This window comes from Roseburia sp. OF03-24 (assembly GCF_003463035.1).
In the GTDB taxonomy this organism is placed as follows: Bacteria; Bacillota; Clostridia; order Lachnospirales; family Lachnospiraceae; genus Roseburia; species Roseburia rectibacter.
Genome location: NZ_QSCK01000022.1, coordinates 32,125 through 46,183, shown reverse-complemented (window position 1 = coordinate 46,183; position 14,059 = coordinate 32,125). Strand labels below are relative to the sequence as shown.

Here is a 14,059-nt window from a genome sequence, read left to right as displayed (position 1 = left end):
AAGAAAAGGATAAAAAGTATTGGAAAAAAAGAGTTTTGTTTTAAAAGGAAATATTGTATTTTCAGGAGAAAATAAAGAACTGTACAGCATGGAAGGAGGTTATATTGTTTGTGAAAACGGTATCTGTAGAGGTGCATTTGAAAAGCTGCCGCAGCAGTATGAAAAACTGCCGATTACAGATTACGGAGATAAGATCATTCTTCCGGGCATGACGGATCTTCATGTGCATGCCCCACAATATACCTTCCGCGGGCTTGGCATGGATTTAGAACTTCTAGACTGGCTGAATGTGCATACTTTTCCGGAAGAGGCAAAATATGTGGATATCTCCTATGCAAAACGTGCATATGGGAATTTTGTGTCTGATCTGAAACACAGTCTGACGACACGTGCATGTATTTTTGCAACGCTTCACAGGAAAGCGACGATCATGTTGATGAATCTTTTGGAAGAGAGCGGAGTTGTAAGCTATGTCGGTAAGGTAGATATGGATCGCAATGGCGGTGAAAATCTATGCGAGGCAGATGCGCTGACAGCAGCGGAGAACACAAAAAAGTGGATTGATGAGACAGCCGGAAAATATGAAAGAACAAAACCGATCTTAACGCCTCGATTTATTCCAAGCTGTACGGATGAGCTGATGATGGCACTTGCAAAACTGCAGAAGACCACCGGGCTTCGTGTGCAGTCTCACCTGTCGGAAAATCCGTCTGAGGTTGCCTGGGTAAAAGAACTTGTTCCGGCGGCAAAAAATTATGCAGATGCTTATGCCATTTTTGATATGTTAGGAGATAAGGAGCATCCGGCGATCATGGCTCACTGTATTTACAGTGAAGATGAGATGGATCTTTTGAAAGAACATGGTGTCTATGTGGCGCACTGTCCGGAATCAAACTTAAATCTTTCCTCCGGTATCGCACCAATCCGGAAGTTTTTAGAAGATGGTATTGCGGTCGGACTTGGCTCTGATGTGGCGGGAGGCTCATCTTTATCCATGGCAAAAGCGTTGACATTAGCAGTACAGGTTTCAAAAATGTACTGGCGTCTGATCGATGAAAACAGCAAGCCGCTGACGTTTGCAGAGGCATTCTATTTAGCAACAGCCGGAGGCGGAAGCTATTTTGGAAAAGTTGGTACTTTTTTGGATGGATATGAATTTGATGCGGTAGTAGTAGAAGATCATATATCGAAGGAAGTCAGAAAATATACACCAATAGAGCGCACACAGCGGATGATGTATGATGAGAATTTGATGACAGTCTGTGCGAAATATGTAGCGGGATACGAGTGCAAATTATAAAAATTTGCGCTCGTATTTGCGCTCGCCAGCCGGCATACGTGCCGGATTCTGTACATAAACAAGCATATACATAAATACTGCCATGATGATTCCGGTAACAACATCGAATACAGAGTGCTGTTTTAAAAACATGGTAGAAAGAATAATACTTACCATAAGAACAGCAGAGCCGATCCGGATAACTTTTTTATCACGGAAATTCCCACTGTGCCATACAGCTAAATTGACGGCAATGGAATTGTAAACGTGAATGCTCGGAAAAAGATTCGTTGCTGTATCAGTTGCGTAAAGCCATTTTACCATATGTACAAATACATTATCACGTACAAAGGTAGTCGGTCTTAAATAATGCCCGTTTGGATAAATGGTAGAAACGATCAGAAAGATCGTCATACCGGTAAATAACATGGTGCATAAACGGAAATATTCATCTTTATTTTTAAAGTAGAAGTAACCAAGTCCCCATGCCACATATCCAAACCATAAGAAGTATGGAATGATAAAATATTCACAGAAAGGAATATAATCATCCAGTGCAACATGGATCACATGAAAATGTGTGGTAACGGTTCTCTCTAAATGACCAAACCATGGCAGATAAATCATGAAATAAAGCAAAAGAAGAGCATGTTTGTTTCTCTCGATAAATGCGTTGACCGCATCACGTGTCTTTGTTTTCACGGTTTCACCCTCTTTTCATTAATCTCAACGATAGGGATTATAGCACAGCAATTTTTCAGAAACAATTACCTTTTTCTTATTTTAAGAAAGATTATTTAAAATTTAAGAAAACTTTAAGCTATGACCAGTGTTTTTGGGGAGTTTGACGGTTTTTTTTATTACAGAACAATGCGAAAAAAGAACGAATTCTTAATTTAATGTTACGATTTGGACAATTTGTTGACAAGACTTTGCGGGATATTATAATAGAGTAGGTGTCCGTTTGCATATTTTATGCGATACAACATATCTTTACACATGGGATGAAAGGATATTTAGGAGAATGAAAGAAAAAAATAAGCGGAAAAAGCAGCAGGCTGCGTCCGGGAAAAATTATACGGGACTGGTGCTTACATGCATTATGACGGCGATCGCAGTGATTTATGTCGGTTTTGCGATTTATTTTGAAAGTCATTTTTGCTTTGGAACGTCTATTGATGGAATTGCTGTCGGTGGCAGCAGTGTGGAAAAAGTCGAGGATGCTTTTCGGACTGAAATGAAAAATTACCAGCTGACAGTTACTGCACGTGAGGATAAAAATGGAACGATCGCAGGTTCGGATATTGATATGGAGCCTGTATTCCAGGGTGAGATAGAAACACTTTTAAATGAGCAGAATGGCTTTTCCTGGCTGATACGGATGTTTCAGAAGCAGGAGTTTGAACTGGAAAAGGTTGTATCCTATGATGAGCAGAAACTGAATGAGGCAGTCAGTAATTTACCATGTATGAAAGATCAGCGCACACCGGTGGATGCGACTTATGCTGATTATACAAAAGAAAACGGTTATGCACTTGTCCCGGCCGATTATGGAACAGAGGTTGATGCGGCAAAAGTGAAAAAGGCAGTAAGTGACGCCATTTTAGTACTGGATGAAACCGTTGATCTAGAGCAGAGCGACTGTTATCGGAAGCCTGCAGTCGGAGATGATGACAAAGATCTGCTGGATTTGATTGACACGTTAAACCAGTATGTAGGTGTTACGATTACATATGACTTTGGGGATGATAAGGAAGTCTTGGATGGAACTACGATCAGTACCTGGCTTTCTGAGGGTACCGATGAAAAGGTTTCCATTGATGAGGAAGAAGTGCTTGCATTTGTAAAGACGCTGGCAAAAAAATATAACACAGCCTATTCCCCGAAAGAATTAAAAACTTCTTACGGTACGACAGTTACGGTCACAGGTGGTTTTTATGGCTGGAGAATTGACAACAGTGGAGAAGTAGAACAGATTTTAGCAGATTTAAAAGCAGGAAAAGACGTGGAAAGAGAGCCGGTATATCTCACAACTGCGAACAGTCATGGAGAGCATGACTATGGTGATTCTTACGTTGAGATCAATCTGACAAACCAGCATTTATTCCTCTATAAAGATGGAAAGCTGGTGGTGGAAAGTGATTTTGTTTCAGGAAATCTTGCAAAAGGGCATGATACTCCGACAGGTGCATTCGGACTGACTTATAAGACCATGAATGCGGTTTTAAGAGGACCGGATTATGAGACACCGGTTACTTACTGGATGCCATTTAATGGTGACGTAGGTATGCATGATGCGACCTGGCGTAACAAATTTGGAGGAAGTATCTATAAGACAGGTGGTTCTCATGGATGTATCAACCTGCCGGCATCTGCAGCAAAGAAGATCTATGAGACGATCGATAAGGGATATGCAGTTTTAGTATATCGTATGCCGGGTGACAATCCGACTGTTGTGCAGCAGCCCCAGGCGGATGTTCCATCTGTGATCAATGCGATCAGTATTATCGGGCCTGTAACATTAGAGAGCGAAACAGCAATCGTGAATGCGAGAAATATGTACAATTCACTTTCAGATGCAGACAAGGCGCAGGTAACGAATTATGATACACTGACAGCGGCAGAGGCGGCACTTGCGGCATTGAAGGCACAGCAGCCGGCTGATGGAGGGCAGCAGCCAGATCAGAGCCAGCCACAGGATCAGAGCCAGCAGCCAGACCAGAGCCAGCCGCAGGATCAGAGCCAGCAGCCAGACCAGAGCCAGCCACAGGATCAGAGCCAGCAGCCAGACCAGAGCCAGCCGCAGGATCAGGGACAGCAGTCAGACCAGAGCCAGCCACAGGATCAGGGGTAATAGACAGATAAAGAGCGGTAAGAGGATGAGAAAACTAATTTAACAGATACAGAGATCAGAGAGAAAAAGCTCCTGCGCATTATGTTTAGCGCAGGAGCTTTTTCGTGGCAGATTACAGATGCTGGTTATTGGAAGAAATACTCTTATGGGCGGTCAAAGTATTCATTTCCGCAGAGTGTTGTTTTTTATGTGAACTGTCTTTTTGTATTGTGGTACCGTGTAAAGGTGCAGGATTTTTGCGTGGCGCACTGCAGCCTAACAGAACGCTGACTGCCTCATGCATTTCCGGATGTGCACGGTAGGCTTCGATGATCATCCGCTCAGAGGGCGTTACATGAAAATTTTCATTACTGTCATAACCGAATGCGTCAAGAATATCGGTAATATTATATATATCACAGAGTGTTAATAGGATATCTGCACTTGGATTTGCCTGCCCGCTTTCCCAACCGTAAATTGTCTTTGGAGCAGCGGTAAAAGAACGTTCGTCCAACAGGAGAGATACATCATTGACAGACAGATGATTACGTTTACGATATTCTTTTAAAACCTTTGCTATATTCTGATTTTTCATGTTGATCTCCGTTCTATTGCATTTTAAAGCAGTCAAAATGCTTTGTAACCGTATCATATCCCACCTCATTTTATCAGTCAACGAGTTCTTAATATGAGAGAAAAATATAATTGCAATTCCTAAAGCTAAAGAATAAAATAAGGGAAAACAGATTTTTGTAGAAGAGGTGCGATAACATGGGAAAATCAAAAGTGACTGATTATATGATCCGTTATATAGAAGAAAACCGGATGGATGCAAAATCGCTTGCGGCACATGCGGGCATCGATGCGGGAAAACTGCGGGAGGATTATGAAGAACCACTGGATGCGGAGGAATTTCTTACTTTATGTGTGTGTCTTGGCATACAGCCGGAGCAGGTGCGAAGCGTGATAAATAAAGTGTAATAAATGAAGTGCAAGTAGATGAAGACTCTGGTATAAATATCTGCAAAATGTACATGCTAAAGCATATAGAGAGCATGATGTTTGAAAAAACAATGCTGTAATTAGATCTGGAAATGGAGAATCATATGAGCATGCAGATGGGAAAACAGAGTATTTATTTTAAGGAGCCGCCTTATATCATAAGCAGCGCAAGCATTGTTGGAAAAAAAGAGGGAGAAGGGCCACTGGGAGATTGTTTTGACCTGATCGGTGAAGATGATAAATTCGGACAGAATACATGGGAAGAGGCTGAGAGTACGCTTCAGAAAGAGGCCTTTGGGATGGCGGTTGGTAAAGCAGGACTTTTTAAAGAAGATATCCGCTATCTTTTTTCAGGGGATCTCCTGGGACAAAATATTGCAACCTCATTTGGACTTATGGATTATCAGGTACCGCTCTTTGGGCTGTACGGTGCATGCAGTACCTGTGGCGAGGCACTTTCACTTGGTGCAATGTGTGTTGCGGCAGGATATGCAGATTACGTTGTGGCAATGACGTCGAGTCATTTTGCAAGTGCCGAAAAACAATTCCGGTTTCCGCTGGAATATGCAAACCAGAGACCAATGTCAGCAACATGGACGGTGACAGGGAGTGGTGCGTATGTGCTTGGAAAAAGGAAAAGCAGTGCCTGTATCACTGGAATCACGACCGGTAAGATCATGGATTATGGAATTAAAGATTCCATGAATATGGGGGCGGCAATGGCACCTGCGGCAGCAGATACGATCTGTCAGAATTTCAAAGATTTCGGACGGAAACCGGAGGACTATGATCAAATTATTACCGGGGATCTTGGAAGTGTGGGACAGGAGATACTGATCGATCTTTTAAAGAAAGAAGGATATGATATCAGCCAGGAGCATTTAGACTGTGGTATGCTGATCTTTGAGAGTAAAGCACAGAAAACCGGCGCCGGAGGCTCAGGATGCGGCTGCTCTGCCGTGACACTTGCAGGACATTTCTTAAAGCAGGTTGAGATGGGAAAATTACGCCGTATCTTATTCGTACCGACCGGTGCACTGCTTTCCACGGTATCTTTTAATGAGGGAAAAACGGTGCCTGGAATCGCACATGGTGTTGTGATCGAGCATGCAGATTAAAAAGGAGGAAAGAAAAAATCATGGATTATGTCAATGCATTCTGGGTGGGAGGTGCGATCTGTGCACTGGTACAGATTTTAATGGAAAAAACGAAGATGCTTCCGGGCAGAATTATGGTCATGCTGGTGTGTCTTGGTGCGCTGCTTGGAGCGTTGGGAATTTATCAGCCGTTTATTGAATTTGCAGGAGCGGGAGCAAGTGTTCCGTTGCTTGGATTTGGAAATACCTTGTTTAAGGGTGTGAAAGAAGCAGTAGATGAATATGGTTTTCTTGGGATCTTTTTAGGCGGCTTAAAAGCAAGTGCCGCTGGTATTTCAGCGGCACTGGTCTTTGCATATCTTGCAAGTATTATTTTTCAGCCTAAGATGAAAAAATAGACTTTATAAGTATTTTTTGATCTCTTCGATCAATGTAGCATATTCTTCCTCTGACAGGAATTTTTCTCCCGGATTCATGGCAAATGTGCCTCCCCACTCGTAACCGTCTGTATATTTTGGAACGAGGTGGAAATGCAGATGATGACCTGTATCACCGTAAGCACCATAATTAACTTTCTGCGGGTGAAATGCTTTGTGAAGTGCTTCTGCCACATGATTGATATCTTCAATGTAAGCAGCACGTTCTTCGGCGGTCAGCTCGGTGATCTCACTGACATGTTTTTTGTGTGCAACGATTACACGGCCTTTGTGGCTCTGCTCTTTAAAAAGATATACCTTTGAACTTGGCAGTTCACAGATTTTAATACCAAACTGGGCAACTAATTCGCCCTCCATACAATATGCACAATTCTGATCCATAAGAAACCTCCCGTGTCTGTTTTTTTATTTAACATTGAAAAAAAGGTCTGCACAAATCATAGACCGGTGCAGACCTGATTTTTTAAAATTATTTCTGGTTGAAGTGAATTGCGAAACCTGCGATCTCGTCTTTTAAGTAGGCAACAGTAAGTTCGCCCTTGTCATTGTATTTGAAAGAAGATTCGTCAAATACGAAACCACGTTTCTCAAGATGATAAATAGCGCGGTCTAAGTAGTTAGTCTGGATGCAGATATGACCATTGGTTCCACGTCCCGGATTTTTCATCATTTCGATCAGGGAACCTACGAACATGGAGCTGTTTCCAACTTTTACGTTTTCACCAAGTAAAGTTGCGAATTTTGCTGACTCAGCAGCAGCTACTTCCTCAGAAGCGTTGTTTACACCTACATGTAACAGTTTGAAACCTAACATGGTAGAAACAGCCTCTTTTGTTAAAGCTGTGATGCCAGCCCAGTCTTTTGCTGCGATCATGTCTTTGTTAACCATCCAGGATCCACCGCATGCGATGATCTTCTTGAAATCAAGATAGCTTGTTAAGTTCTTTGCATTGATACCGCCGGTCGGCATGAATTTCATTTTGGTATAAGGAGCTGCCATGGATTTGATCATGCTAAGTCCGCCTGCAGCTTCTGCCGGGAAGAATTTAACAACGTCAAGACCAAGTTCGATCGCAACTTCAACGTCGCTTGGGTTAGAACATCCAGGAGTTACCGGGATTCCTTTTTCTACACAGTATTTTACAACTTTTGGATTTAAACCAGGGCTTACGATAAATTTAGCGCCTGCATTTACAGCACGGTCAACCTGCTCTGTGGTAAGAACAGTACCTGCACCTACTAACATCTCCGGGAACTGCTCGGACATGATGCGGATAGATTCCTCAGCAGCTGCTGTACGGAAAGTAACTTCTGCACATGGGAGACCACCGTCGCATAATGCTTTTGCTAAAGGTGCAGCATCCTCTACATTGTCAAGTGCGATAACCGGGATAATACCGATTTTGGAAAACTCTTCTAATACTTTGTTCATAATTCTTCTCCTTTATTTTGAATAATTTTAAGGTTCTTAAATTGGTTTCGTAATATGAAACATTGTTTCATACAACGGTACAATAGTATTATAACATTACAAAATGCCTTGTCAATAATTTAGGGAAAGAAAATGTTGTATTTTGCAAAAAACAAAAATTTGACTTTTATTGGAAGGTCATGTTATGATGTCATATGGTTTCATATAATGAAACAATAATGTGAATTATGAAACCTAAAAGACAGGTATTGGAAAAATAACTGATACCTTACATAGAATATGAGGTAATTATGGCAGAACAGAAAGAAACAAAAAATCCGGTGCAGTCGGCAGAGCGCATTTTTCAGGTAATGGAAATGCTGGCCGATCACGGTGAGATGGGACTGATGGAGATCAGCACAGCATTAGGACTTCACAAAAGCACGGTACATCGCCTTCTGATGTCTTTAGTCTATATGGGATATGCAAAGCAGGATGAGGTATCCCAGAAGTATATGCTTTCCTATAAAATAGTAAGCATGGCAGGAAAAATGCTTGACCGCATGGATATTTTACAGGTCGCGAAACCATATATGGAACGTTTGTCAGATATCAGCGGGGAAACGGTGCATTTAGTGCAGCGGGAAGGAAATAATATTTTATATATTTATAAAATAGAAGCAAAGATTGGTACGATCCGCATGGTGTCCCATGTTGGTATGGTGCATCCGATGTATTGTTCCGGTGTGGGTAAAGCGATCATGGCAGAACTTCCGGAGTCGGAAGTGAAACAGATCTGGAATGAGAGCATCATCGAAAAAAAGACAGAGCATACGATCACAGATTATGATGAGATGCTTCGGGTGTTAAAAGAAGCAAAAAAGAATGGCTATGCGCTTGATGATGAAGAAAATGAAGAAGGTGTGCGCTGCATCGCGGCGAGTCTTCGTGATTATCATAATGAAGTAAAATATGCATTCAGTATTTCCGGTCCGACCAGCCGGATGACGCGAGAGCGCGTGGAAGAGCTGTCTGTGGATGTCAAAAAAGTACAGGAAGAATTATCCATGGAATTAGGCTGGTATAGAAAATAGCAGAGTTGGTCATACTATCCTTGAAAAGGTAATGGTTCAGAGAGTTTTTGAGCGGTTACAAATAATTTCTTGTAAAGTAAAGGAGAAGAATGACCATGAAAAAATTCAAAATGCTTGCGGCATGCCTGGTGCTTACATTGTCTCTTAGTGCACTGACCGCATGCGGCACAAACAGTAACAACACGGATACCAATAACAATGGAAATAATCCGGCTGTAGGTACGGAAAATCAGGTAAAAGGTAACACGGAAAATGGTGTTAATGCTACCGAAAATGGTATGAATGATACCAATGTGAATGGAACTGATACAATGAATGATACCAACGCAAATGGCACGAATGGAACCGTAAATAATAACAATGGCAATGACACAGACGGTGGTGCTGTTGTGGATGATGTAGTAGACGGCATCGGTGATGCGGGAAAAGATATTATCGACGGTGTTGAAAACGGTGTGGATGATGCAACCGGAAATAATAACAATAGTGGAAATGCTACTGATAACAGTGCAAGATAACGGATGTGGAATCTCCGGGTATGACCTTTCGGTGAAAGGAATGCCCGGATTTTTTCTGCTACAGAATATTCGCAGAAATCCTTAAATAAAAATGAAATCTTCCTGATTTCCTTGTGATTGCAGATATTTTGCGGTACAATGTCTTAAATAAGTCTGTTTTAAAGATAGATGAATGGAATGATTTAGGAGATTTTCAGATGAATAATAATGATTATAGAGAAGTAACAGAGGATGAAGCAACAACAGTTTCTACAAGTTCAAAGGACGAAATAAACGGACAGGAAAACAGTAGTGATACCCATGATGTATCAGAACATGAAAAAGAAACCGCAGAGGCAGAAGTGACAAATGCAGACACACCGGAGGAGAAAGAAACGGAATACGAAGATATCTGCTATATCTGCCGCAGACCGGAACATATTGCAGGAAAGATGATACGGATACCGAATAATATCTGTATCTGTCAGGATTGCATGCAGAAAACTTTTGACAGTATGAACCAGACAGGATTTTCCATGGATGATATGCTGAACATGAATATGGGCAAGATGCCGAATATCAGCATGATCAATCTGTCAGATCTTCAGGGGATGCAGGGATTTATTCCGAATAACCAGAAGATCAAAAAGAAAAAGCCAAAAGAAAATAAAGAGCCGGTGCTTGATATCAAAAAGATCCCGGCACCGCATAAGATCAAGGCATCGTTAGATGAGTACGTAGTAGGACAGGAGCACGCAAAGAAGGTTATGTCTGTTGCTGTCTACAATCACTATAAGAGAATCGCATCAGATGAGAAGGATGGTATTGAGATTGAAAAATCCAATATGTTAATGATCGGACCGACCGGTTCCGGTAAGACTTATCTGGTGAAAACACTTGCAAAACTTTTAGATGTGCCGCTTGCCATCACAGATGCAACATCCCTGACAGAGGCAGGATATATCGGTGATGATATCGAGAGCGTTGTAAGTAAGCTGCTTGCCGCAGCAGATAATGATGTGGAGCGCGCAGAGCACGGTATTATTTTTATCGATGAAATCGATAAGATCGCCAAGAAACGCAATACGAACCAGCGTGATGTCAGCGGTGAGTCCGTACAGCAGGGAATGTTAAAACTGTTAGAGGGTGCAGAAGTTGAGGTGCCTGTCGGAGCCAGCAGTAAGAATGCGATGGTACCGATGACTATGGTCAACACAAAGAATATCCTTTTTATCTGTGGAGGTGCATTCCCGGAGTTAGAGGATATCATTAAGGAACGTCTCAATAAGTCTGCGTCGATCGGCTTTAAATCAGAATTAAAGGATAAATATGATCAGGACGAAAATATCCTGCAGAAAGTGACTACAGAAGATGTGCGTAAGTTTGGCATGATACCTGAGTTCTTAGGACGTCTGCCGATCATGTTTACGCTAGAAGCACTTACAGAAGATATGCTGGTACGCATTTTGAAAGAACCGAAAAATGCGATTTTAAAACAGTATCAGAAGCTGCTTGCCATGGATGAGGTAAGACTCAAATTTGAGGATGATGCGTTGATGGCGATCGCAAAGCAGGCGAAGGAAAAGAAAGTCGGTGCGCGTGCACTTCGCGCGATCATCGAGGAATTTATGCTTGACATCATGTATGAAATTCCGAAAGATGACAATATCGGTATGGTAACCATTACGAAAGAGTATGTGGAGAAAAAAGGCGGTCCGCTTATTACGATGCGTGGCTGTGCACAGATTGCTGCTGTTCAGACGCAAGCTTGACACTTTGCTGTCAAGCTATGCGCCGTAGTGTATATTGTTGTGAGATTACAGCCCCTGCCTCGAAGAGGCACTTTTCATGGGCTGTAATCGTTGCTGGTCACACTGGAAGTGTGAACAGTAACCACAGATCGGGGAACAGAAAGCTCCGGAGATCGCGGCTTTCGAATAATACAATTAAATAAGTCTGTAACGGGCACTCCGGCATCTGTTTTACGATAAACAGATGACCGGAGTTTTTTCAATTTATAAAACATTTAGGGCGTATTTGTTGCGGACATTGACAGTAATGTATCTATTACATCAGGTGACACGATCTCCGGAGATGATTATGATGCAGGAGACAGCACAGTCAGTTACATTAAATGAACTTGTGCAGAAGTTCGAATTAAAATAAAAAATATGGTTCTAAAGTAAAAGATTCCGGCATCTATTTAGTAATTGAATAGATGACTGGAGTTTTTTTATTTATGGCAGATTGCAGGGAACAGGTATATTCTGATGATTTTTTTGATTTTATCGTATCTTATGAGGAAACCAGTGGACAGACGATCGCAGAGGCTTGTATCCAGAGAATCGATGAAGGGTATGATATCTATTATTATCCGAGGGAGAGATTACCTCCGCTTAGTGTAGGCGGTTATTCTTATTCTGAGATCCCAAAATGTTATGGACTGCTGGATCGGACAGCACTTGAGGTGTCCGGTATTTTAAAAATGCAGAATCAGCCTGTTCTTGCATTAAAGGGAAACGGTGTGCTGATCGGATTTATTGATACGGGGATTGATTATACCAATCCGGCATTTCGCTACAGTGACGGGAGCAGCCGGATCGTCCGTATCTGGGATCAGACGATACAGGATGGAACGCCACCAGCGGGTATTTTATATGGGGCAGAGTATACAAAAGAACAGATCAATGCGGCGTTATTTTCCGAAGACCCGTACGATATCGTGCCGTCGCGTGATACCAATGGACATGGTACATTTCTTGCAGGAGTGGCATGTGCAAGTGAGAGTGAAAACGGTGATTTTGTCGGGGCGGCACCCCAGTCTGAGATCATTATGATAAAATTAAAAGAGGCAAAGCAGTATCTTCGGGATTTCTTTTTTGTGAAGGACGGTGTTCCGGCATATCAGGAAAATGATATTATGATGGCAGTTTCTTATTTAAACAGTGTAGCAAATATTTTGAATCGTCCGCTTGTCATATGCATGGCATTAGGAAACAGTGCCGGGAGCCATGCGAGTGAGGGTTTTCTTCCTTCTTATCTTAATTATATGTGCGGAAGAAGAAAACGAGTCGTTGTGGTTGCAGCCGGAAACGAGGCGAATGCAAGACATCATTTTCAGGGACGTATCATAGGGGAGATGGAGCATGAGGATGCAGAAATCACGGTAGAGCAAAATACGAAAGGTTTTTTTGTGGAACTGTGGGCATCTGCGCCGGAACTGTATGCGGTTGCGGTAATTTCACCATCAGGAGAGCAGATTCCGCGGATTTCGGTGCGCCGTGGGGCATCAGAGCAGTTTAACTTTATTTTTGAGGGGACGACGATCACGGTAGATTACCGGATCGATATGAAAGAAACGTCAAGCCAGCTGATTTTTTTCCGGTTTATAAGACCGACACCGGGACTTTGGACAATACGTATTTTTCCACAGCTTACTGTCACCGGAAATTATCATCTCTGGCTTCCTTTGAAAGAAATGACAGATGGCAATAATTTTTTCCTTCGGTCGAATCCGGAAATTACACTGACTTCCCCCAGTGCGGCAAGACAGGTCATCACAGTGGGCGGTTATCAGGCATCGAACACCAGTATCTATGCGGATTCCGGAAGAGGTTATACTACGACAGGAGAGATCAAACCCGATTTTGTGGCACCGGCGGTGGATGTTTATGGTCCCGGACTTCGCAATAATTTTATCACTTTTACGGGAACAAGTGCAGCCGCAGCGATCACAGCAGGAGCCTGTGCGCAGATCATGCAGTGGGCGATCGTGGATCAGAATAATACGATCATGTCACATACATCTATCAAAAACATGTTGATCCGCGGTACTGCAAAACCGGAAAACCGGACATATCCGAACCGGGAGTGGGGATATGGGACACTTGATGTGTATGGGGCATTTCAGAACCTGAGACTGTGATAAAACGACGAAATATTATTTAGAAAATGTTTAGAAAAAACAGCAAGATTGTTTATCTGTATTTATGTAATTTTTGTGAAACTGGTTATAAACTTCAAAATGTAATACGATATAAATAAAAATAAGAATACAAACGGGGAGAGAAAGGCGATATCTTAAAAGTGATCCAGAAAACAAAAGCAGAAGTAGGTCAGTCTGATGGATATTCTGCTTCCGGCGGAGAAGGAAAGACAGGGCAGGCATCCGGAACTGGGGCTGCTGGTAGTGCCGGTGGCGGTGGAGACAGTGTTGACGAAACTACTACAACAACAAAGACGGTTGTGGTCAATGGTATTACTTATCTTGAAACAACGACTGTGGAGAACGGTGTCACAAGTGTGCAGAGGACAAAGATCAGTGGAGTTGGTGAAGAATAGCGATGGTAAAAAATCCGAAGGGAGTGTGAACCTTCGGATTTTTGCTGAAATCAGGAAAGTAATCCCTA

Annotated in this window: 14 protein-coding genes; 10 read left to right on the top strand and 4 right to left on the bottom strand. The window is 42.3% G+C overall.

Annotation, left to right across the window (positions count from 1 at the left end):
- The first annotated feature begins 19 nt into the window (after nucleotides 1-19).
- Complete coding sequence (locus DXA60_RS12130) at nucleotides 20-1,300, top strand: amidohydrolase family protein (protein WP_117921561.1); 1,281 nt, start codon at nucleotides 20-22, stop codon at nucleotides 1,298-1,300.
- Here the strand turns inward: DXA60_RS12130 and DXA60_RS12125 are convergent.
- Nucleotides 1,295-1,981 (bottom strand): phosphatase PAP2 family protein, encoded by a 687-nt coding sequence (locus DXA60_RS12125; protein ID WP_199536221.1) that lies wholly within the window; start codon nucleotides 1,979-1,981, stop codon nucleotides 1,295-1,297. The two genes, DXA60_RS12130 and DXA60_RS12125, sit on opposite strands and share 6 nt — an antisense overlap.
- 322 nt (nucleotides 1,982-2,303) lie before the next feature.
- Here DXA60_RS12125 and DXA60_RS12120 point away from each other — a divergent pair, with 322 nt between their 5' ends.
- Entirely contained in the window at nucleotides 2,304-4,133 is a 1,830-nt protein-coding gene (locus DXA60_RS12120; RefSeq protein WP_117921559.1) for a L,D-transpeptidase family protein, read from the top strand.
- 112 nt (nucleotides 4,134-4,245) lie between these two features.
- Here DXA60_RS12120 and DXA60_RS12115 read toward each other — a convergent pair whose 3' ends face one another.
- A complete protein-coding gene (locus DXA60_RS12115) occupies nucleotides 4,246-4,707 on the bottom strand; it encodes a helix-turn-helix transcriptional regulator (protein WP_243006870.1) in 462 nt (153 codons plus the stop codon).
- A gap of 176 nt (nucleotides 4,708-4,883) precedes the next feature.
- Here DXA60_RS12115 and DXA60_RS12110 point away from each other — a divergent pair, with 176 nt between their 5' ends.
- The 3 genes from DXA60_RS12110 to spoVAE all read left to right on the top strand — a co-directional run bounded on the left by DXA60_RS12110 (nucleotide 4,884) and on the right by spoVAE (nucleotide 6,609).
- The gene (locus DXA60_RS12110; RefSeq protein WP_117921557.1) at nucleotides 4,884-5,093 is read left to right on the top strand and encodes a hypothetical protein; all 210 of its coding nucleotides are present in this window, start codon (nucleotides 4,884-4,886) and stop codon (nucleotides 5,091-5,093) included.
- Between the two features lie 125 nt (nucleotides 5,094-5,218).
- Complete coding sequence (spoVAD, locus tag DXA60_RS12105; protein WP_199536220.1) at nucleotides 5,219-6,232, top strand: stage V sporulation protein AD; 1,014 nt, start codon at nucleotides 5,219-5,221, stop codon at nucleotides 6,230-6,232.
- Between the two features lie 20 nt (nucleotides 6,233-6,252).
- Nucleotides 6,253-6,609, top strand: a complete 357-nt coding sequence (spoVAE, locus tag DXA60_RS12100; protein ID WP_117921553.1) for a stage V sporulation protein AE — start codon at nucleotides 6,253-6,255, stop codon at nucleotides 6,607-6,609.
- 3 nt (nucleotides 6,610-6,612) lie between these two features.
- On the opposite strand, the gene DXA60_RS12095 is transcribed toward spoVAE, so the two are convergent.
- Entirely contained in the window at nucleotides 6,613-7,029 is a 417-nt protein-coding gene (locus tag DXA60_RS12095; protein WP_117921551.1) for an HIT family protein, read from the bottom strand.
- A gap of 88 nt (nucleotides 7,030-7,117) precedes the next feature.
- Nucleotides 7,118-8,080: a bifunctional 4-hydroxy-2-oxoglutarate aldolase/2-dehydro-3-deoxy-phosphogluconate aldolase gene (locus tag DXA60_RS12090; protein ID WP_117921549.1), complete on the bottom strand. Its 963-nt coding sequence runs from the start codon at nucleotides 8,078-8,080 to the stop codon at nucleotides 7,118-7,120.
- Between the two features lie 290 nt (nucleotides 8,081-8,370).
- Here DXA60_RS12090 and DXA60_RS12085 point away from each other — a divergent pair, with 290 nt between their 5' ends.
- From DXA60_RS12085 to DXA60_RS12065, 5 genes are all read left to right on the top strand, one after another.
- Entirely contained in the window at nucleotides 8,371-9,153 is a 783-nt protein-coding gene (locus tag DXA60_RS12085; RefSeq protein WP_117921547.1) for an IclR family transcriptional regulator, read from the top strand.
- A 95-nt stretch (nucleotides 9,154-9,248) separates the two neighbouring features.
- On the top strand, nucleotides 9,249-9,671 hold the full coding sequence (locus tag DXA60_RS12080) for a hypothetical protein (RefSeq protein ID WP_241070902.1): 423 nt from the start codon (nucleotides 9,249-9,251) through the stop codon (nucleotides 9,669-9,671).
- A gap of 197 nt (nucleotides 9,672-9,868) precedes the next feature.
- Complete coding sequence (gene clpX, locus DXA60_RS12075) at nucleotides 9,869-11,422, top strand: ATP-dependent Clp protease ATP-binding subunit ClpX (RefSeq protein ID WP_117921543.1); 1,554 nt, start codon at nucleotides 9,869-9,871, stop codon at nucleotides 11,420-11,422.
- Between the two features lie 467 nt (nucleotides 11,423-11,889).
- On the top strand, nucleotides 11,890-13,575 hold the full coding sequence (locus tag DXA60_RS12070) for a S8 family peptidase (protein ID WP_241070903.1): 1,686 nt from the start codon (nucleotides 11,890-11,892) through the stop codon (nucleotides 13,573-13,575).
- Nucleotides 13,576-13,736: 161 nt separating this feature from the next.
- The gene (locus DXA60_RS12065) at nucleotides 13,737-13,991 is read left to right on the top strand and encodes a hypothetical protein (protein WP_243006869.1); all 255 of its coding nucleotides are present in this window, start codon (nucleotides 13,737-13,739) and stop codon (nucleotides 13,989-13,991) included.
- Nucleotides 13,992-14,059 lie beyond the last annotated feature (68 nt).

Bases quoted from the DNA above. Each gene is read 5' to 3' on its own strand.
- DXA60_RS12090 (WP_117921549.1), bottom strand. From the start codon at position 8,080: ATGAACAAAGTATTAGAAGAGTTTTCCAAAATCGGTATTATCCCGGTT.
- spoVAE (WP_117921553.1), top strand. From the start codon at position 6,253: ATGGATTATGTCAATGCATTCTGGGTGGGAGGTGCGATCTGTGCACTG.
- DXA60_RS12070 (WP_241070903.1), top strand. From the start codon at position 11,890: ATGGCAGATTGCAGGGAACAGGTATATTCTGATGATTTTTTTGATTTT.
- DXA60_RS12120 (WP_117921559.1), top strand. From the start codon at position 2,304: ATGAAAGAAAAAAATAAGCGGAAAAAGCAGCAGGCTGCGTCCGGGAAA.
- spoVAD (WP_199536220.1), top strand. From the start codon at position 5,219: ATGAGCATGCAGATGGGAAAACAGAGTATTTATTTTAAGGAGCCGCCT.
- DXA60_RS12080 (WP_241070902.1), top strand. From the start codon at position 9,249: ATGAAAAAATTCAAAATGCTTGCGGCATGCCTGGTGCTTACATTGTCT.
- DXA60_RS12110 (WP_117921557.1), top strand. From the start codon at position 4,884: ATGGGAAAATCAAAAGTGACTGATTATATGATCCGTTATATAGAAGAA.
- DXA60_RS12085 (WP_117921547.1), top strand. From the start codon at position 8,371: ATGGCAGAACAGAAAGAAACAAAAAATCCGGTGCAGTCGGCAGAGCGC.
- DXA60_RS12115 (WP_243006870.1), bottom strand. From the start codon at position 4,707: ATGAAAAATCAGAATATAGCAAAGGTTTTAAAAGAATATCGTAAACGT.
- clpX (WP_117921543.1), top strand. From the start codon at position 9,869: ATGAATAATAATGATTATAGAGAAGTAACAGAGGATGAAGCAACAACA.
- DXA60_RS12095 (WP_117921551.1), bottom strand. From the start codon at position 7,029: ATGGATCAGAATTGTGCATATTGTATGGAGGGCGAATTAGTTGCCCAG.